This is a genomic window from Pseudohoeflea suaedae (assembly GCF_004354915.1).
In the GTDB taxonomy this organism is placed as follows: domain Bacteria; phylum Pseudomonadota; class Alphaproteobacteria; order Rhizobiales; family Rhizobiaceae; genus Pseudohoeflea; species Pseudohoeflea suaedae.
Map to the genome: position 1 here is coordinate 1,825,735 of NZ_SMSI01000001.1, position 20,296 is coordinate 1,846,030.

15 protein-coding genes are annotated in these 20,296 nt (G+C 62.4%); 6 read left to right on the forward strand and 9 right to left on the reverse strand.

The window, feature by feature from the left end:
* Nucleotides 1-257 precede the first annotated feature (257 nt).
* The 3 genes from lon (at nucleotide 258) to dnaE (ending at nucleotide 7,255) form a co-directional block, all read left to right on the forward strand.
* Nucleotides 258-2,675: an endopeptidase La gene (gene lon / locus E2A64_RS08605; protein ID WP_133283956.1), complete on the forward strand. Its 2,418-nt coding sequence runs from the start codon at nucleotides 258-260 to the stop codon at nucleotides 2,673-2,675.
* 153 nt (nucleotides 2,676-2,828) lie between these two features.
* Nucleotides 2,829-3,158 (forward strand): DNA-binding protein HupB, encoded by a 330-nt coding sequence (hupB, locus tag E2A64_RS08610; RefSeq protein ID WP_280177536.1) that lies wholly within the window; start codon nucleotides 2,829-2,831, stop codon nucleotides 3,156-3,158.
* 536 nt (nucleotides 3,159-3,694) lie between these two features.
* Nucleotides 3,695-7,255, forward strand: coding sequence for a DNA polymerase III subunit alpha (gene dnaE, locus E2A64_RS08615; protein ID WP_133283958.1), 3,561 nt, complete (start codon nucleotides 3,695-3,697; stop codon nucleotides 7,253-7,255).
* Between the two features lie 262 nt (nucleotides 7,256-7,517).
* On the opposite strand, the gene E2A64_RS08620 is transcribed toward dnaE, so the two are convergent.
* The 3 genes from E2A64_RS08620 to E2A64_RS08630 form a co-directional block, all read right to left on the reverse strand.
* Nucleotides 7,518-8,828, reverse strand: a complete 1,311-nt coding sequence (locus E2A64_RS08620) for a DNA polymerase IV (RefSeq protein WP_133283959.1) — start codon at nucleotides 8,826-8,828, stop codon at nucleotides 7,518-7,520.
* A gap of 62 nt (nucleotides 8,829-8,890) precedes the next feature.
* Entirely contained in the window at nucleotides 8,891-9,544 is a 654-nt protein-coding gene (locus tag E2A64_RS08625) for a hypothetical protein (RefSeq protein ID WP_244598188.1), read from the reverse strand.
* Complete coding sequence (locus tag E2A64_RS08630; RefSeq protein ID WP_428977456.1) at nucleotides 9,541-9,819, reverse strand: DUF3572 domain-containing protein; 279 nt, start codon at nucleotides 9,817-9,819, stop codon at nucleotides 9,541-9,543. The genes E2A64_RS08625 and E2A64_RS08630 overlap by 4 nt, the downstream gene beginning before the upstream one ends.
* A 177-nt stretch (nucleotides 9,820-9,996) precedes the next feature.
* On the opposite strand from E2A64_RS08630, the gene E2A64_RS08635 reads away from it, so the two are divergent.
* Nucleotides 9,997-10,368: a response regulator gene (locus tag E2A64_RS08635; protein ID WP_133283961.1), complete on the forward strand. Its 372-nt coding sequence runs from the start codon at nucleotides 9,997-9,999 to the stop codon at nucleotides 10,366-10,368.
* Between the two features lie 15 nt (nucleotides 10,369-10,383).
* Nucleotides 10,384-11,757, forward strand: coding sequence for a PleD family two-component system response regulator (locus tag E2A64_RS08640; protein WP_133283962.1), 1,374 nt, complete (start codon nucleotides 10,384-10,386; stop codon nucleotides 11,755-11,757).
* A gap of 350 nt (nucleotides 11,758-12,107) precedes the next feature.
* On the opposite strand, the gene rpmG is transcribed toward E2A64_RS08640, so the two are convergent.
* From rpmG to topA, 6 genes are all read right to left on the reverse strand, one after another.
* Nucleotides 12,108-12,275, reverse strand: a complete 168-nt coding sequence (gene rpmG / locus E2A64_RS08645; RefSeq protein ID WP_133283963.1) for a 50S ribosomal protein L33 — start codon at nucleotides 12,273-12,275, stop codon at nucleotides 12,108-12,110.
* Nucleotides 12,276-12,396: 121 nt separating this feature from the next.
* On the reverse strand, nucleotides 12,397-13,578 hold the full coding sequence (locus E2A64_RS08650; RefSeq protein WP_133283964.1) for an MFS transporter: 1,182 nt from the start codon (nucleotides 13,576-13,578) through the stop codon (nucleotides 12,397-12,399).
* Between the two features lie 107 nt (nucleotides 13,579-13,685).
* On the reverse strand, nucleotides 13,686-14,393 hold the full coding sequence (locus E2A64_RS08655) for an NUDIX hydrolase (protein WP_158285721.1): 708 nt from the start codon (nucleotides 14,391-14,393) through the stop codon (nucleotides 13,686-13,688).
* The gene (locus E2A64_RS08660) at nucleotides 14,390-14,842 is read right to left on the reverse strand and encodes a DUF983 domain-containing protein (RefSeq protein WP_133283965.1); all 453 of its coding nucleotides are present in this window, start codon (nucleotides 14,840-14,842) and stop codon (nucleotides 14,390-14,392) included. Before E2A64_RS08660 ends, E2A64_RS08655 begins: the two co-directional genes overlap by 4 nt.
* A gap of 21 nt (nucleotides 14,843-14,863) precedes the next feature.
* Nucleotides 14,864-17,149, reverse strand: coding sequence for a ribonuclease R (rnr, locus tag E2A64_RS08665; protein ID WP_244598235.1), 2,286 nt, complete (start codon nucleotides 17,147-17,149; stop codon nucleotides 14,864-14,866).
* Between the two features lie 62 nt (nucleotides 17,150-17,211).
* The gene (gene topA, locus E2A64_RS08670; protein ID WP_133284326.1) at nucleotides 17,212-19,845 is read right to left on the reverse strand and encodes a type I DNA topoisomerase; all 2,634 of its coding nucleotides are present in this window, start codon (nucleotides 19,843-19,845) and stop codon (nucleotides 17,212-17,214) included.
* Nucleotides 19,846-20,098: 253 nt separating this feature from the next.
* Here topA and E2A64_RS08675 point away from each other — a divergent pair, with 253 nt between their 5' ends.
* Nucleotides 20,099-20,296 (forward strand): hypothetical protein, encoded by a 198-nt coding sequence (locus tag E2A64_RS08675; RefSeq protein ID WP_133283966.1) that lies wholly within the window; start codon nucleotides 20,099-20,101, stop codon nucleotides 20,294-20,296.

Sequence of the window (20,296 nt, forward strand, 5' to 3'; positions counted from 1 at the left end):
ACGCAAGCCTTGGCCAAGCCAGGCGTGTAACAGTTTCCAACTTATGGTAAGCGCTTTAAGGTCCGAATCCGGGATTCCGTCTGTACCGGATTTCGTGGCTTGAATTGTAACGGGTTTGTTTCCACTTATACATTCGAGAAACGGGAAAGAGAGCGACGCTTTCGAACCCCGCAGACGGACGCTGGTGCGGTTGCCTCGTGGAGGGGCCGCCATTGCGTTGCCGAAGGGCCTGAAAGACGGCCGGAAAAGGAAAAGACATGACCGACAAGACCAAAATCGCTCCTGAGGATGTGGGTGTCTTCCCTGTTCTTCCGCTGCGCGACATTGTCGTGTTCCCGCACATGATCGTTCCGCTCTTCGTTGGTCGCGAGAAATCGATCCGCGCACTCGAGGAAGTCATGGGCTCCGACAAGCAGATCCTGCTTGCCGCCCAGATCAATGCCTCCGACGACGAACCCGGTCCGGACGGCATCTACGATATCGGTACCGTTGCCAACGTGCTGCAGCTTCTCAAGCTGCCCGATGGCACCGTGAAGGTGCTGGTCGAAGGCCGTTCGCGCGCCGAAGTTATCGGCTACAACGATCGTGAGGACTATTACGAGGCCCGTGCCTTCGAACTCGAAGAGCCCGAGGAAGATCTCGTCGAGATCGAGGCCCTTGCCCGCTCGGTGGTCAGCGAGTTCGAGAACTACGTCAAGCTGAACAAGAAGATTTCGCCGGAAGTGGTGGGCGCTGCCAGCCAGATCGACGACTATTCCAAGCTCGCCGACACCGTTGCCTCGCACCTGTCGATCAAGATCCCGGAAAAGCAGGACATGCTCTCCACCGTTTCGGTGAAGGGCCGGCTTGAGCGTGCGCTCGGCTTCATGGAAGGCGAAATCTCCGTCCTCCAGGTCGAAAAGCGCATCCGCAGCCGCGTCAAGCGCCAGATGGAGAAGACGCAGCGCGAGTACTATCTCAACGAGCAGATGAAGGCGATCCAGAAGGAGCTCGGCGAGGGAGAGGACGGCCGCGATGAGATGGCCGAACTCGAAGAGCGCGTGAAGACCACCAAGCTCTCCAAGGAGGCCCGTGAAAAGGCCGACGCGGAGATGCGCAAGCTCAAGCAGATGAGCCCGATGTCTGCTGAAGCGACGGTCGTGCGCAACTATCTCGACTGGCTGCTGGGCCTGCCCTGGGGCAAGCGCTCGCGCGTCAAGATCGATCTCAACGAAGCCGAGAAGGTGCTCGATTCCGATCACTTCGGTCTCGACAAGGTCAAGGAGCGCATCGTCGAGTATCTCGCCGTCCAGGCGCGTTCGAAGAAGGTGAAGGGTCCGATCCTCTGCCTCGTCGGACCTCCCGGCGTCGGCAAGACCTCGCTCGCCAAGTCCATCGCCAAGGCGACGGGCCGCGAATATGTCCGCATGGCGCTCGGCGGTGTGCGTGACGAGGCCGAGATCCGCGGCCACCGCCGCACCTATATCGGCTCGATGCCCGGCAAGGTCATCCAGTCGATGAAGAAGGCGAAGAAGTCCAACCCGCTCTTCCTGCTCGACGAGATCGACAAGATGGGCCAGGATTTCCGCGGCGATCCGTCGTCGGCGATGCTCGAGGTGCTGGATCCGGAACAGAACGCGACCTTCATGGACCACTATCTCGAGGTGGAATATGACCTGTCGAACGTGATGTTCATCACCACGGCCAACACGCTCAACATCCCGGCTCCGCTGATGGACCGCATGGAGATCATCCGCATCGCCGGTTACACCGAGGACGAGAAGCTCGAAATCGCCAAGCGGCACCTGTTGCCGAAGGCCATTCGCGAGCACGCCCTCAAGGCGGACGAATTCTCGGTCACCGACGAGGCGCTTCTCGCCGTCATCCGCACCTATACCCGCGAGGCCGGTGTGCGTAACTTCGAGCGCGAGCTGATGAAGCTCGGCCGCAAGGCGGTTACCGAAATCCTCAAGGGCAACAGCAAGTCCGTGGCCGTGACCGCCGACAACCTGGCGGACTATCTCGGCGTGCCGCGTTTCCGCTTCGGTGAAGTCGAAGCCGAAGACATGGTTGGTGTCGTCACGGGTCTCGCCTGGACGGAAGTCGGCGGTGAGCTTCTCACCATCGAAGGCGTCATGATGCCCGGCAAGGGCAAGATGACGGTGACCGGCAACCTGCGCGACGTCATGAAGGAATCGATCTCCGCAGCCGCATCCTATGCGCGCTCGCGGGCCGTCGATTTCGGCATCGAGCCGCCGATGTTCGACAAGAACGATATCCACGTTCACGTGCCGGAGGGGGCTACCCCGAAGGACGGACCGTCGGCCGGTGTTGCCATGGTTACGGCTATCGTCTCGGTCATGACCGGCATCCCCGTCCGCAAGGATGTGGCGATGACGGGCGAGATCACGCTGCGCGGGCGGGTGCTTCCGATCGGCGGTCTGAAGGAAAAGATGCTTGCCGCGCTGCGCGGCGGCATCAAGACCGTCCTCATCCCCGAGGAGAACGCCAAGGACCTGCCGGAGATTCCGGACAAGCTCAAGAACGGGCTGGAGATAATTCCGGTCTCGCGCATGGGCGAGGTGCTGGAACACGCGCTTGTGCGCCGGCCCGAGCCGATCACCTGGACGCCCGAAATGGCCGCGGAGGCACTTTCGGACAAGTCCAAGGACACCGGTGCTTCGGTTGCTCACTGATTAACGGACTGGGGCTTTCGTCCCATTTCGCTCCAGAACAGTCAATTTTGACGGGAAGACGGGCTCATTGGGCCCGTCTTTTTATTTCGTGTGCGGAATGATCGCTATTTTTCGGGTAAAAACCACCAAAACCCGCTTGTCAGCGCCCGGCGAATACGTACATTCGCCTGCGATGTTAACGAGTCGTCAAATGCCGAAAGGGAAGAAACGATGAACAAGAACGAGCTGGTTGCTGCTGTTGCCGAAAAGGCTGGTCTCAGCAAGGGTGACGCAGGCAAGGCGGTTGAAGCTGTCTTCGAAACCATCACCGGTGAACTGAAGAACAGCGGCGACGTCCGTCTGGTCGGCTTTGGCAATTTCTCGGTTTCGCGCCGCGAAGCCACTACTGGCCGCAACCCGTCGACCGGCGCCGAAGTCCAGATCCCGGCACGCAACGTGCCGAAGTTCTCGGCAGGCAAGGGCCTGAAGGACGCGGTGAACTAAGTTCACGCGGACCGTCGAAAGACAGGAAAAGCCCGGGCTCGCGCCCGGGTTTTTTCATTTGGGCTCGCGCCCGGGGTTTTTCGTTTGGGCCTGCTGAACGGCGGTAGCGAGCACGAGATTGCCGCTTCCGCCATTTTTTGTATTGACGAGAGAACAAAAATAGAACATGTTGGAAACATAACGGAACACAGGAGCTCAGCATGTTGGAATTTGCACCGGCCGGGTTTGCCCGCGATCTCGCAGCCTTCGTTTCAATGACACTCTTCGTTGCCAGTTTCGGCATCGTCATGCTGGCGCTTTAGGCGTCTCGTTCACCTATCCCCGAGCCGGCAGGTCTGAGCCTGCCCCGCGCGCCGGACGCTACGGACAGCCCCTTGTCCGGTCCGGCAGGGCCTGCCGGCTAATTTTCCCTCACCCCCGATAGTTTGGAAGAGGTGAGGGAAGTCCACGCCTTTCGGCTGTCGGGCGCTGGACATGACGGGCGGCTCGTCCGAAAATCGCGGTTTCAGGAATCGCATTCGGACGGACAAGAGCCCATGGCACGCGACAAGAAGGCCAAGCTTCTCGAGGCGCTCAAACAGGCACCTGCCGGTGGTTCGTCAGGTGCGGCTTCGGGCGGTCAGGACCGGGACGAGAACTGGCCCGGCTTTGTCCATCTGCGCATGCATTCGGCCTATTCGCTGCTCGAGGGCGCGCTGCCCATCAAGACCATGCTCAAGAAGGCGCTGGCGGACAACCAGCCCGCGCTCGCCATTGCCGATACCAACAATTTGTTCGGCGCGCTGGAATTCTCCGTCAAGGCGATGGAAGAGGGCATCCAGCCGATCATCGCCTGCCAGACCGATATCGACATGGAGGATGGCGACGAGGGCGAGCGCCGCGGCAAGGCCGATCATACGAAACGCCACGACTCCATCGTTCTGATCGCTGCGTCCGAGGACGGCTATGCGCGGTTGGTGAAGATCGTCTCGCGCATGTATCTCGGCGGTGCGGAGAACGAGCGGACCCTTCTCAAATTGTCCTGGCTCGAGGAAGAAGGAACCGGCGGGATCATAGCATTGACCGGCGGGGCATCGGGTCCGGTGGAATCGGCCCTGACCAGCGGCAATGCCGGCAAGGCGTCCGCGCGTCTCAAGACGCTGGCCGCCCTGTTTCCGGACAGGCTCTATGTCGAGCTTCAGCGGCAGTCGGGATATGACAGGGGCACGGAATCCGCGATCATCAAGCTTGCCTATGAGAACGAGTTGCCGCTGGTGGCCACCAACGAGGCCTTCTTCCCCGGCAAGGACTTCTACGAGGCCCATGATGCGCTGATGGCGGTTGCGCAGAACACCGTGGTTGCGGTCGATGACCGCCTGCGGCTCACGCCCGACCACGGTTTCAAGACCCGCGCGGAAATGATGGCGCTGTTCGCCGATCTGCCGGAAGCGCTCGAGAACACCATCGAGATCGCGAAACGCTGCTCGGCCATCGTCGAGCGCCGCGCGCCCATCCTGCCGCGCTTCACCGCCGGTGAGGAGGACGAGGACGAGGATGCCGCGCTGGCCGCCGAAGCCGCCGAAATGCGGCGGCAGTCGGTCGAAGGCCTCGAGATGCGGATCAGGACGCTCGGCATGGCACCCGGCTTCGATCGGGCGGCCTATGACGAACGGCTGGAGGTGGAACTCTCCATCATCGAGCGGATGAAGTTTCCGGGCTACTTCCTCATCGTGGCGGACTTCATCAAATGGGCCAAGGAACATGACATCCCGGTCGGTCCGGGTCGTGGTTCGGGTGCGGGCTCGCTGGTCGCCTATGCGCTGACCATTACCGACGTCGACCCCTTGCGGTTCTCGCTTCTGTTCGAGCGCTTCCTCAATCCAGAGCGCGTGTCGATGCCCGACTTCGACATCGACTTCTGCCAGGACCGCCGCGAAGAGGTGATCCGCTACGTGCAGGGCAAATACGGCCGCGACCAGGTTGCCCAGATCATCACTTTCGGTTCGCTCCAGGCGCGCGCCGCGCTACGCGACGTCGGCCGCGTGCTGCAGATGCCCTACGGCATGGTCGACCGCATCTGCAAGCTGGTGCCCAACAACCCTGCCAACCCCACGCCGCTTCATCAGGCCATCGCCGAGGAACCGCGCTTCAACGAGGAAATCCAGAACGAGCCCGCGGTTGCGGGTCTTCTCGACATCGCGCAGAAGATCGAAGGCCTCTACCGTCACGCCTCCACCCACGCCGCCGGCATCGTGATCGGCGACCGCCCGCTCTCCGAACTGGTGCCGATGTACCGCGATCCGCGCTCGGACATGCCGGTCACGCAGTTCAACATGAAGTGGGTCGAACAGGCCGGCCTGGTGAAGTTCGACTTTCTCGGCCTCAAGACGCTGACGGTTCTCAAGACGGCCGTCGACTTCATCGCCCGGCGCGGGGTCGAGATCGATCTTTCCGCCGTTCCCCTTGCCGATCAGCCCACCTACGAGATGCTGTCGCGGGGTGAGACGGTCGGCGTGTTCCAGGTGGAATCGGCGGGCATGCGCAAGGCGCTCATCGGCATGCGGCCCGACCGTATCGAGGACATCATCGCGCTGGTCGCCCTCTACCGGCCGGGGCCGATGGAAAACATTCCGGTCTACAACGCCCGCAAGCACGGGGAGGAGGAGCTCGCCTCCGTCCACCCGATGATCGACTATCTGCTCGAGGAAACCCAGGGCGTGATCGTCTACCAGGAGCAGGTGATGCAGATCGCCCAGGTGCTTTCGGGTTACTCCCTCGGCGAAGCAGACCTTCTGCGCCGCGCGATGGGCAAGAAGATCAAGGAGGAGATGGACAAGCAGCGCGTCCGTTTCGTCGACGGTGCGGTCAAGAACGGCGTCTCCAAGGGCCAGGCCGACATGATCTTCGATCTGCTGGCCAAATTCGCGAACTACGGCTTCAACAAGTCCCACGCCGCGGCCTACGGGATCGTTTCCTACCAGACGGCCTATCTGAAGGCGCATTACCCGGTCGATTTCCTCGCCGCGTCGATGACCTACGATATGGCCAATACCGAGAAGCTGGTCGATTTCCGCCAGGATGCGCGCCGTCTCGGCATCGAGATCGTGCCGCCGTCGGTGCAGACGAGCTACCGCAAGTTCGAACCGGGCGAAAACAAGATCTTCTACGCGCTCGCGGCCATCAAGGGCGTGGGCGAATCGGCCGTCGATCACATCGTCGAGGTCCGCGGCGACAAGCCGTTCGACAACCTCGAGGATTTCTGCCTGCGCATCGATCCCCGGCAGGTCGGCCGCCGGGTTCTGGAAAGCCTGATCGCCGCCGGCGCGCTCGATTGCTTCGGCCATGACCGCGCGTCGCTCGCAGCCGGCATCGACCGCATCATGGGCTATTGCGCCCGCGCGCAGGAAGAGCGCGTCTCCGGCCAGTCCGACATGTTCGGGGCAGGGGCGGCGACCGGCCCGGAAGTCATCCACCTGCCGATCGTCGAAACCTGGACGGCGGCCGACAAGCTGCAGCGGGAATACCAGGCTCTGGGCTTCTACCTCTCCGCCCACCCGCTCGATTCCTATCAGGAAGTCCTCGACAAGATGCGGGTGCAGAACTGGGCGGACTTCTCCGTCGCGGTGAAGGCGGGAGCCACGGCGGGCCGTCTTGCGGGCACGGTGACAGGGGTGCAGGAGCGCAAGACCCGCAAGGGCAACAAGATGGGCATCATTACCTTCTCCGATGGCTCCGGCCAGTACGAGGCGGTTCTGTTCTCCGAAGCGCTTCTATTGTATCGCGAGCTTCTGAAGGCCGGCCAGTCGCTGGTCATCACGGTGCTCGCCGAGGAGCGGCCGGAAGGTATCGGGCTGCGCATCCAGACCGCGGAATCGCTCGAGGAGCGCGCCATTCGCGGCCAGTCGACGTTGCGCGTCTTCCTGCGTGACGCCCGCCCGATCAAATCGGTGCAGGCGAACCTCAAGGGAAGGGGCGACGGCCAGGTTTCCTTCGTTATCATCAAGGACGACGGCAAGCGCGAGATCGAGGTGGAACTGCCGGACAAGTACCGGATCTCGCCGCAGATCGCTTCGGCACTCAAGGCCGCGCCCGGGGTCATCGAGGTGGAACTCGTCTGATCGAGGTCAGATCGACCGCGCTTCGGCGGTTGCTGGTATCGCTGATCTGTAATCGCGCGGGATCATTCCGGCATGACGATCTTCTCTCGTTTCGCTTCGGCCATGCCGGGGCCTTTTCTCGTCGCCGCTGTGTCCTCGTCCGGCCACGTGCCGGCGCAGGGCGAGGGAAGAAGTCCATCGATCGCTTGTTAGTAAATCAAAATAAATAGATTTATTCAGGCGAATAAAAGGATTTTCTCATTCTCTTTCTCAAGTGGGCGATTCACTTGTCCCGGTCCCGCTGCGGTGTGGTCTCGCGGCCTTTGCCGAACGTATAGCCGGTTTCGAGCGCGGCTTTGCCGAACTTGGCTCGAACCTTGTCGATCGCGCTTTCTGCGACGGCGCGGCGGCCGGCCAGCGGATCGACGAGATCGGCCGGATCCGCCTGTTCGGGACTTGTCAGATCCGTGACGCCGATGCCGAGAAGGCGGAAACGCGTGCCGTCGATCTCGCGTTCGAGAAGGTGCAGCCCGGTTCGGAAAATCCGGTCGGCGAGCTGCGTGGGCGCGTCGAGCTTGTGGTTGCGGGTGCGCGACTTGAAATCGGCGGTCTTCAGCTTGAGCACGATCGTCTGGCCGGCGATCTCCGCCTTCTTCAGTCGCGCGGAGACCTTTTCGGACAACGCCCGCAGCACGGGCACCAGATCCTCGCTGCGCGAAAGGTCGGTGTTGAATGTGGTCTCGGCCGAAACGCTCTTGGCTGCCTCGTTGGGATGGACGGTGCGGCTGTCGTCGCCGCGGGAAAGCTCATAGAGCCGCTTGCCCATCACGCCGTAGCGCCGCATCAGGGTATCGATCTCCATCTTCTGAAGCTGTCCCACGGTCTTGATGCCGTCACCTGCCAGCTGTGCCTCGAAGGCCTTGCCGACACCCCAGATCGTCGAAACCGGTCTCGGCGCCAGAAAGTCCATCGCCTCGGCCTTGCCGATGACGGAATAGCCGCGCGGCTTCTCGAGGTCGGAGGCAACCTTGGCGAGGAACTTGCAGTAGCTCAAGCCGACCGAGAGGGTGATGCCGATCTCGTCTTCGACACGCCTGGCAAACCGCGCCAGCGTCCGCGCCGGGCTATCCTTGTGCAGCAGTTCGGTGCCGGCGAGATCAAGGAAGGCCTCGTCGATGGAGATCGGCTGGACGAGTGGCGTGAGCTCCTGCATGAGCGTGCGGACATCGCGGCCGACGCTCGCATATTTCTCCATATTCGGCTTGATGACGATCGCGTCGGGGCAGGCTTCGAGCGCCTTGAACATCGGCATTGCCGAGCGCACGCCGCTGATCCGGGCAATATAGCAACAGGTGGAAACGACGCCGCGCCTGCCGCCCCCGATGATCACCGGCTTGTCGACGAGCTCGGGATTGTCGCGCTTTTCGACGGTGGCGTAGAAGGCGTCGCAGTCCACATGGGCAAGCGAGAGTTTTGCAATCTCCGCATGGCGCACCAGTCGCGGGCTGCCGCAGCCATGGCAGCGCTTTTCCGCCGCGCGGGTGGGGCGCAGGCAGTCACGACAGAAGCCGGGAAGATGTGTGGTTTCGCTCATGGCCGGAACAAAGATTGAACAGACCGAAACTAGGCCAAACGGAGCGAAGTCACAAGCTGGGTCTAGTCGTCAGCTGACGAGAAATGGCGACGGATGAGCCTGCCCGCTTCGGGCCAGCCTTGAGCTGTCACGACGCCGTCTCCGGGATCGGGGGCGAGCGCGCGAAACCCTTCATGGGCCATGAGATTGACCAGGAGCGCCTGGGGCAGATGATCGCGCACCGAGTGGAGATTGCGAAAGATGTCGTCGACAAAGGCAACCGGCTGGTCGCGCTCTCCGTGAATGGCGAGGGCTGCCGGGCCCTTGGGCTGTTCGGAGGCGATCATCGGGTATGGCATGGCCAGAGTATCGAGCACCCGGCGGCGAATCGCCCGATGCCGGGGCGGCATGGCGGTCAGGAAGACGATGTCGGCGATGGCGGAAAGATCGTGGAGCGTCTCGACCGCGGCCTCCGCGGCGTGTTGCCACCGGTCCTGTTCGGCGAAGAACTCTTCCAGAAGCGCGCTGACCTGTGCCTGCTCGACGGCGCGATCGCCTTCGAGCGGGAAGATGTTGCCCGTCAGCCTGAAGGAGACCGGCCGCAATTCGTGACCCCGGGAAATGAGGAATGCCATGAACGGGGTGACGAATTCGAGTGCGACCTCGTCGATGTCACATATGAGCAGGGGTCTGTCGCCGAGGCTGATGTCCTCGGCACTGCTTGCGATCCCGGTCAAATATCGCTTCCCCCGCCGAGCTCCCGCCATGCGCGGGCGACGGCTTCGGGCGGCCTGCCGGAAGCTTCCGAAAACCGAATCAGCGTCGGCTCGTGCGTCATCAGGAAGGACAGGACCCCGACAAGAAACCCCGGCTGGCCGGCCGCAGCGCGCAGATTTGATGCTTCGAGGCCCGAAAGTGCCAGAAAACGGGACAGCAGTTCCGGCTCTGAAGCGAGCCATCCGAGCACTTCGATGGCGATTTGTTGCGGATCGTTATGGGTCATTTCTGTCATGGTTGAGGAATCGATGAGAATTCGAATGATGGGGTTACCATTTTTTCAACCTCGCGAAAGTAGTATAGCCGCTAGTGAGCTGGAATCGGGAAACCGTTTTGAGTTGGGCCGGGAAATCGGCCAGGCGTTCAGGGAGACCGGCATACGCCGGACAGACGCCGTAGGACGGGACAGGATATGACCAAGCAGGTGATGATTGTTGAGGACAACGAACTCAACATGAAGCTATTCCGGGACCTCATCGAGGCCTCCGGCTACCAGACGATCCAGACCCGCAACGGCATGGAGGCGATGGATCTCGCCCGCGCCCACCGGCCCGATCTCATTCTCATGGACATTCAGCTTCCCGAGGTCTCCGGCCTCGAGGTCACGAAGTGGCTCAAGGAAGACGACGATCTGCACCAGATCCCGGTGATAGCGGTCACCGCATTCGCCATGAAGGGTGATGAGGAACGCATTCGGCAGGGGGGCTGCGAGGCTTATATCTCCAAGCCCATCTCGGTGCCGAATTTCATCCAGACCATCAAGACCTATCTCGGCGATAGTTGAGCGAAGGACCAGACAATGACCGCGCGCATACTCGTCGTCGATGACATTCCGGCCAATGTGAAGCTGCTCGAAGCGCGGCTGATAGCCGAATATTACGAGGTGCTGACTGCCCCTGACGGCATGACCGCGCTGTCGATCTGCGATCAGACCTCCGTGGATCTCATCCTGCTCGACATCATGATGCCCGGTATCGATGGTTTCGAGGTGTGCGAACGGCTCAAATCAAATCCGCGCACGGCTCACATCCCGGTCGTCATGGTGACTGCGCTCGACCAGCCGTCGGACCGCGTCCGCGGGCTGAAGGCCGGCGCCGACGATTTCCTGACCAAGCCGGTCAACGACATGCAGCTGATGGCGCGGGTGCGTAGCCTGGTGCGCTTCAAGACGCTGTCGGACGAATTGCGACTGCGCGCCGAGACCGCCCGCTCGGTCGGCGCCAGCGACCTGCTTTCGCCCGTCGGGAACGGGTTCGGCGAGCCGGGTCTGGTCTTGCTTGTCGAACCGCGCGCCAATGCACGCGATCGCATCATCCGCGCCTTGTCGCAGACGGCCGAGGTGACGGCGATCAGCGATCCGCAGGCCGCCCTGTTCGATGCCGCCGAAAAACCCTACGAACTCGTCATCATTTCCTCGCAGCAGGAAGACTACGACCCGCTGCGCCTGTGCTCGCAGATCCGTTCGCTTGAGCGCACGCGCTTCATTCCGGTTCTTGTCCTCGCCGAGCAGGGTGAGGACGAGCTCGTATTGCGGGCGCTGGAACTCGGCGTGAACGACTATCTCCTGCGTCCGCTCGACCCCAATGAGCTGGTGGCGCGCTGCGTGACCCAGTTCCGCCGCAAGCGCTATAACGACCAATTGCGCGAGAGCCTCACGATGTCGGTCGAAATGGCCGTCACGGATCCGCTGACGGGGCTCAATAACCGCCGTTATCTCGATACGCACCTGCAGACGCTGTTCGATCGCTCCAAGCGCCGCGGCAGGCCGCTGTCGGTCATCATCGCCGATATCGACCACTTCAAGGCGGTCAACGATACCTATGGGCATGAGGGCGGCGACGACATCCTGAGGGATTTTGCCCAGCGGGTGAGGGGAGCCGTGCGCGGAGCCGACCTCGCTTGCCGCTTCGGTGGCGAGGAATTCGTCATCGTCATGCCGGACACGCCCGACGACATTGCCGGCCAGGTCGCCGAGCGTCTGCGGGAATCAGTGGCGAACCAGGCTTTCCGTATCGCGGCAACCGGCCAGGACGTGACCGTGACCGCCTCGATCGGCATCGCCACGCTCGAAGCCGGTGATTCGGATGCCGCGGGGATGTTGCGCCGTGCGGACAAGGCGCTCTATGCGGCAAAGGACGGCGGACGTAACCGCGTCGTGAGCCAGGCTGCCTGAAAACTGCCTGGTCAAACTTGATGGGAGCCCCCTCAAATATGAGGATGGCCCGTCGGTTCTGCTACTAGATTTTGCGGGACAGGGCAATTTCAACTTGATCGTGTGGCGCTTTCCGTCCATCAATTGTGTAACGGAAAGATAGATACATCAAAGTATCTCGAGTTCCTCATGAGCTGGTTCGCCGCATCTCCTGCATCATGGGGTTCTGGCTGGCGAACGGTAGTCCAATCGCCAATTTGGACCGCCGTCGCCAGCCAATCTTGTACCGTTCCCGCAAAGGGTTCAGATCACACGAAAAAGCCCGCTTCGATTGCCGAAGCGGGCTTTTTTCATGGCGTCCGGAAAGCGGATTACTTGATCTTCGCTTCCTTGAATTCAACATGCTTCTTGGCGATCGGGTCGTACTTGGTCTTCACCATCTTCTCGGTGAAGGTACGGCTGTTCTTCTTGGTCACATAGAAAAAGCCGGTGTCTGCGGTCGACAGGAGCTTGATCTTGATCGTGGTTGCCTTGGCCATCTTGGTCTGCCTCTACAGGGGAGTGCGAATATCGTGAAAATAGCCGTGGCGGTCTCGGCGGTTATCCAGCCCGGGACCCACGGCAAATCTTGCGCGGAAACTACAAATTGCCGGCGGAAAGTCAAGCCCTCTTGGGACGTAACAGGATTCGGATCACAGTGAGGGCGACATAGAGGCCGAAGAAGAAGGCCAGCGACCAGGCAAAACCATGGCTGCCGAACAGATCCATCGCCCCGCCGATGAGCTGCGGGCCGATGAGCGTGCCGAGCGCGTAGCAGAAAACGAAGGCCGCATTGGCGGCGGCGAGATCCGAGCCGTGCAGCGTATCGCCCAGATGCGCAAGGCCGATCGTGTAGAGCCCGGCCACGCATCCGCCCCACAAAAGCAGGATGATGCTGGCATAGAGCCAGTTCTCGATCATCCAGGGCAGGGCGAGCGATCCGATGAGCCCTATGACGGCGACGATCGACAACAGGCGCCGCCTGTCGGACGATCTGTCGGCCAGCATGCCCATGGGAATCTGGAAGATGACGTTGCCGAGCCCGATCATCGACAGAAGGATGGCGCCCTGCGATTCGCCGAATCCGGTGCTCTTCGCATAGAGCGGAAAGAGCGAGAGGCCGCCCGATTCGACCGCGCCGAACACGAAGACAGCAGCGGTGGCGGTGGGCACGAGGAAGACATAGCGCAGGAAGGGATGCTTGGCCGGCTCCGCGATCGGCGGGTTTTCGTGGCGCGCGATGACCACTGGCACGGCTGCCATCAGGATGATGACGGCGCCGACGAGGAAGGGCGCAATGCCGTCGGAGCCCAGGATCGAAAAGATCAGTGGCCCGGCCGCAAATCCCAGTGACAGCACTGCCGCGTAAATGCCCAGGACAAAACCGCGCCGCGACGGCGGAGCCGCGGTGTTGATCCAGAATTCCGACAGGATGAACAGCATCGTGACGGCGCCGTGGAAGACGATCCTGAGCGGGAACCACAGCCAGAAGGCTTCGGCGTAATAGAAACCCAGCGCGCTGACCGCGGCAGCCACGATGGCGAGCAGCATCGTGTTGACCACGGTGATGCGCTTGGCGATCATCGTCGTCAGCGGCGCGGCCGCCATCGCCGCCACGCCGCCCATGGCGGTATTCACGCCGATCATCGTCGAGGAGATGCCGCGCTTTTCCAGGATGATGCTCAGGAGCGGCAGGCCCAGCCCCATGGCGATGCCGACGGCGGTGATCGAGGCAATCGCGGCAATCAGCGCGGGCCAGTGAATATCTTCGCGCTGGGGAGGGGATACGACCATTTTGTCCATTGGGAATTTTTCAGTGCAAACTCATTACTCAGAATGCCGGGACGCCGCAACTGGCTTCACCGCACAGGCTGTATAACCGGCCAAACTGCCTGATTTCATGACGACGTTCAGATCGTATCCCTGATCTGTCGGCCGTTACGGAAGTGATAGAAGGGAATGGCGGCATCGAAGGGCAGGGAAGTGTCCGCCGCGAGCGCCGCATTCACGTCATCGAGTATGACGCGGGTGATGTATGCCAATGGCAGGTCGCCAAAGTCATCGAGCGGCAGCCAGGTCAGATCCAGAAGTTCGGAACTCTCCTGGTGAAGCGCCGTGTCGGCCTCGATCTCGTCGGTGAAACAGGCAAAGAACCGCGTATCGAAGCGCCGGTTCTGTCCGGGTGGCGTTATCGCACGCGCCACGTATCGCAACTTCGAAAGATCGGGGCAGAAAGCCTCTTTCTCGCTTCTCGGGGTGAGCGAGAGGGAGACTTCCTCCTCCATCTCCCGGGCCGCAGCGATCGCGAGCCCCCTGGCCGTCATCGGCGTGAAGCGCTTCGGTGTCCGGATCGCCAGCCGGTCGAGAACTTCGGGGCAGAGCGGAGCGGAAACCGACTTGCGGGAATCGCCCGGATCGCGCCGCCCGCCGGGGAAGACATAGACGCCCGGCATGAAGGCGTGGGCGCGGGCACGCCGGCCCATCAGGACGCGCGGCACGCTTGCGCTCCGGTCGATCAGGATGAGGGAGGCCGCATCGCGCGGACGGATGGTCGGATGCCCGCCGTGCTCCAGCGCCGGATCGGGGGAGGTGCCGCTACCGGCTACCTTCGCTGTCATCTCGCCTGTTCGTCCGAAAGCGAGCCGGCGGCGATGGCATCTTCATCGATGCCGCCGAAACCGTGCATCCGAAGCGCCCATTGCAGTCCGATCACGCCGCCCTTGAGCGGCTGGAGCAGGAACAGGCTCAAGATGCCCGTCAGCGGTATCCACAGCGCCATCTGCTGCCACATTTCCAGTTCCACCACCTGGTCGACGGACATGTAGGCCGCCACGATGATGTGGCCGACGATGAAGATCGTCAGATAGGCAGGAAAATCGTCGGCGCGGTGATGCTTCATCTCGGCGCCGCAATGGGCGCATTCGTCCACCGGCTTGAGATAGGACTTGAAGAGCTTTCCCTCGCCGCAGTTCGGGCAGCGGCCGAGAAATCCACGTTTTACGGCGGTCTTTGTATCGCGCGGCGCTTCGCCGGCCGTATGCGCGGGCTGGGATCCGAAATGTTCCAAGGTCGTCTACCTCCTGGGCGCTCAGCGCCGTCCACGTGGCGGTCGGGTGCCGGGCTGCTTGCCGGCACTTCGCCGCGCGCGCCCCGACTTGTGGAACGAGCGCGTAGCAGTCGGCATCTTGCGGCCTTCACCGAGAATTTCAAACCGAAGCGCGCCGGCAAGCGGAATCGCGTCGACAAGTCGCACCTCGACTTCGTCGCCGAGCCGGTAGCCGAGACCGGTCTTCTCGCCGGTCAGCGCCTGATGTGCTTCGTCATATATGTAGTAATCCCGCCCCAGCGTTGAAATGGGTACGAAGCCATCGGCTCCGAGCCGCTCCAGTTTGACGAAGAGGCCCGACTTGGTGACGCCGGCCACGCGGGCCTCGAACTGCTCGCCGATCTTTTCCGACAGGTGGTGGGCGATCAGCCTGTCGACGGTCTCGCGCTCGGCCACCATGGAGCGGCGCTCGGTGGTGGAGATTTCAGCTGCAATGTCGTCGAGATCTGCCTCGTCCTTGGGGCTTATGCCACCTTCGCCAAGCCGCAGGGCGCCCACGAGGGCCCGGTGGACGATGAGGTCGGCATACCGGCGGATCGGCGAGGTGAAATGGGCGTAGCGGCGCAGGTTGAGGCCGAAATGGCCGAGGTTTTCAGTCTGGTAGACCGCCTGGCTCTGGCTGCGCAGCACCATCTCGTTGACCATCACCTCATAGGGCTGGTCCTTGGCCCGTTCAAGCACGCCGTTGAAGGAGTTCGAACGCAGATTGCCGCGCGAGAGCGACAGGCCGAGCGTGCCGAGGAATTCGCGCAGCACTTCCTGCTTGGCCAGCGACGGCGTGTCGTGAACGCGGTAGATCAGCGCCTGCTTGCGCTCTTCCAGCGTTTCGGCAGCGGCCACGTTGGCCTGGATCATGAACTCCTCGATCAGCTTGTGGGCATCGAGGCGGGCAGGGACGATCACCTTGTCGACGCGGCCCTTGTCGTCGAGCACGATCTTGCGCTCGGGCATGTCCAGTTCCAGCGGCTGGCGCTTGTCGCGACCGCGTTTGACGACCCCGTAGGCATGCCAGAGAGGCTTGAGCACAGGTTCGAGAAACATCTCGGCCTTGGCATCGGGCTGGCCGTCGATGGCCGCCTGCGCCTGCTGGTAGGAGAGTTTGGCGGCCGAGCGGATCATCACACGGTGGAAGCGGTGACCGACCTTCTTGCCTTCCCGGTTGAACCGCATCTTCACGGCCAGCGCCGGACGGTCCTCGCCCTCGCGCAGCGAGCAGAGATCGTTGGAAATCCGCTCCGGCAGCATGGGGACCACCCGGTCGGGGAAATAGGTCGAGTTGCCGCGCTTCAGCGCCTCGCGGTCGAGCGGGCTGCCGGGGCGCACATACCAGCTCACATCGGCGATCGCGACGGTGACGATGACGCCGCCCTCATTGTCGGGCGATGTGTCCTCTTCGGCGTAAACAGCGTCGTCATGGTCCTTGGCATCCGCCGGGTCGATGGTGATCAGGGGGATGTCGCGCCAGTCGTCGCGGTTGCCCATCGGCGCGGGCTTCGCGTCCTCCGCGTCGGCGATTACGTTCTGGGGGAAGATGTGGGGAATGCCGTGGGCATGGATGGCGATCATCGAGATCGCCTTTTCGCCCGCGACATTGCCGATGACCGAGATCACCTTGGCCCGCGGCAGGCCCATGCGGCCGAGCTTGACCGGTTCGAACTCGACGAGGTCGCCTTCGCTGGCCTCACCCTGGAAATCGCTGTCGACCACGAATTCGTCGCCGCGGCGATCGATCGGCAGAAGCCGTCCGCCGCCATCCGGCATGGGCTGGAAGACGCCGAGCTGCGCGCCGGCTCGGCGATCGAGGATCTTCATCACCCGGGCCGAATAGGCAGGTCCCTTGTTGGCCGGGGCGGGGAAGATGCGCGCCAGAACCCGGTCGCCGAGACCGGCAGCCGTGGAAGGTTTTTTGCCCTTGCCGCGACCGCGCGCACCGGCGTCCGAAGATTGCCGCACGATCACGGAAGGGGCCACGCCCTTGTCCTCGGGCCATTCGGCAGGCCGGGCGATCAGGTCGCCGTCGGGGCCGCGCATGGTGATTTCCAGAACCGTGACGGCCGGCAGCGAGCCCGGTCGCGTCAGCGACTTCCTGTGTCGTTCGATGAGCCCGTCATTCTCCAGATCCTTGAGCAGGGTCTTGAGTTCCAGACGCGCTTCGCCCTTCAGCCCGAAGGCCTTTGCGATATCACGCTTGGTCGCCTGTTCCGGATGCTCTGTGACGAACCGCAGGATGGTCTCGCGATCCGGCATCTCGCCCCGGCGGAACGGCACGGATGTTTCGCCCTTGCCGCCGGGCTTGCTGGTTGCTGTGTCTTTCGGGCGTCTGGCCAAGATCAGTCCTTCGCGGCTGTCTTCTTCGCCGCAGTTTTCTTTGTTGCCGTCTTTTTGGCAGCCGTCTTCTTGGCGGGCGCCTTTTTCTTCGCCGGCGCCTTCTTCTTGGTGCCCTTGGCGCCGGCCTTGGCCGCGATCAGTTCGAGCGCCTGTTCCATGGTGACGTCGGCGGGAACCGTGTCCTTGGGCAGCGTCGCATTGATCTTGCCCCAGTTCACATAGGGGCCGTAGCGGCCGTCGCGCACGGTGATCGCGCCGCCATCCGGGTGGTCGCCGAGCGACTTGAGCGCGGTCGGCGTGCCGCGTCCGCGTCCCGGACCCTTCGCCTGCTTTTCGGCGATCAGGGTCACCGCGCGGTTGAGCCCGACGGAGAAGACGTCCTCGACGCTTTCGAGGTTGGCGTAGACACCGTCATGCAGCACGAACGGGCCGTAACGCCCGATGCCGGCGGAAATCATCTTGCCGCTCTCGGGATGCTGGCCGATATCGCGCGGCAGCGACAGCAGCGCCATCGCCTTCTCGTGGTCGATCGATTGCGGAGCCCAGCCCTTGGGCAGGCTGGCGCGCTTGGCTTCCTTGCCTTCGCCGCGCTGCACATAGGGGCCGAAACGGCCGGTCCTGAGCGTGATCGGCTCTTCCGTATGCGGATCCTTGCCGAGATCCTGCGGCTCGTTGGCAAGGGCCGCGTCGCCGTTGCCATCGCCATCGGCGGAGAGCTGGCGGGTATAGTTGCAGTCGGGATAGTTCGAGCAGCCCACGAAGGCGCCGTATTTGCCGAGCTTCAGCGACAGCTTGCCTTCGCCGCAGGTCGGACAGATACGCGGATCGGAGCCGTCCTCGCGCTTGGGGAAGACCAGCGGAGCCAGATGTTCGTTGAGCGCGTCGAGAACTTCGGAAACGCGAAGATCCTTGGTCTCGGTGATATGGGCGTTGAAATCGGTCCAGAAGTCGCGCAGCACGTCCTTCCAGGCCAGATCGCCATTGGAGATCTTGTCGAGCTTTTCCTCGAGATCGGCGGTGAAATCGAATTCCACGTAGCGATCGAAGAAGTTTTCGAGGAAGGCGGTGACGAGACGGCCCTTGGGCTCGGGGATAAGCTTGCGCTTGTCGGCGGTCACGTAGTCGCGGTCGCGCAACGTGGCGAGCGTCGAGGCGTAAGTCGACGGACGGCCGATGCCGAGTTCTTCCATCTTGCGGATCAGCGAGGCTTCCGAGTAACGCGGGGGCGGCTCGGTGAAGTGCTGGCTGGCGTCGATCTTCTGGCGGTCGAGATCCTCGTCCGCATTGATCAGCGGCAGGCGACCGTCATCGTCGCCGTCGTCGGCCTGCTCGCCGTCTTCCTTGGCATCCGTATAGGCGGCGATGAAGCCGTCGAAGCGGATCACGGATCCGGTTGCGCGCAGATTGGCGGAGGCCGAACCGTTCCTGGCCAGAATCTCGACCGTGGTGCGCTCGATCTCGGCCGACTGCATCTGGCTGGCGATCGCGCGCTTCCAAATCAGGTCGTAAAGCTTGAGCTGGTCGGCATCGAGATAGCGGCGCACCTCGTCGGGCGCACGTTCGAACCCGGTCGGACGGATGGCTTCGTGTGCCTCCTGCGCGTTCTTCGCCTTGCTCGTATAGATGCGTGCCTTTTCCGGCAGGTAGCGTTCGCCGAAGCGTGTGCCGATCTCTGCGCGGGCGGCATCGATGGCTTCGCCGGCCATCTGCACGCCGTCGGTACGCATATAGGTGATGAGACCCACGGTCTCGCCGCCGATATCGATACCTTCATAGAGCTTCTGCGCCACCTGCATGGTGCGCGAGGCGTTGAAGCCGAGACGCGAGGAGGCTGCCTGCTGCAGCGTCGATGTGGTGAAAGGCGGCTGCGGGTTGCGGCGTGTGGGCTTGGCTTCCACGCTCTCCGCGGTAAAGGCCGCGCCCTCCAGCATTGCCTTGATCGTGGCGGCGCGGTCGCCGTTCCCGATCGACATCTTCTGGATCTTTTCGCCGTCATGGGCAGTCAGGCGGGCCGTGAACTCCTCGCCGCGCGGCGTCTTCAGCTGTGCCGCGATCTGCCAGTATTCCTCGCTGACGAAACGGTCGATCTCGTCCTCGCGATCGCAGATCAGGCGCAGCGCCACGGACTGCACGCGTCCGGCCGAACGTGCGCCCGGCAGCTTGCGCCACAGGACAGGCGAAAGGTTGAAGCCGACGAGATAGTCGAGCGCGCGACGGGCCAGATAGGCATCCACCAGCGGCACGTCGATATCGCGCGGATTGTCCATCGCCTCGAGGATCGACTTCTTGGTGATGGCGTTGAAGACGACGCGCTGGACGGTCTTGTCCTTGAGCGCCTTTTTCTTCGCAAGCACCTCGAGCACGTGCCAGGAAATGGCTTCGCCCTCACGGTCGGGGTCGGTCGCGAGAATGAGGGAGTCGGCACCCTCGAGTGCGTCGGAGATGTCCTTGAGGCGCTTTTTCGACGCCGCATCCATGTCCCAGGTCATGGCGAAATCTTCGTCGGGCAGCACCGAACCGTCCTTGGCGGGAAGGTCGCGGATGTGCCCGAACGATGCCAGGACTTTGTAGCCCGCGCCCAGATACTTGTTGATTGTCTTGGCTTTGGCGGGGGATTCGACGACGACGACGTTCATCACTGTTCCAGGTTCGAGAAACTGCATTCTCCGGAAAAACGCATTTCCGGTCTTGCTCAGGGGCAACGAAATGGACACGGAATGCCGTCAGGTCAAGTGGCGCACTCCAAATGGCTACATTTCACACGCGAATACAACCTATGGTATTTTTTGCCGTAGTTGCAATTATAGATAAATATTCCTATCCTCAGGAGAGGCAAGGCGGTGCGGCTTTCCTTCTGGCCGCTACAACCATCTGATCGGGGTTGGTAGCATGATCAATCGATCGAAAGGTGGCACGACCACCACCACACGATCGTATCAAAATCTGCTTTATGTCAGGCAGATGCTGGGGGAACTGCGTCAGGTCGCCGAAGGCGAGGAGGCGCAGATGCTGTGCTACCTGATCGAGATGGCAATGATGGAGGCCACCGACCTCATGGAGAGTGGCGGGACCGCGCGTCGGCCCTGA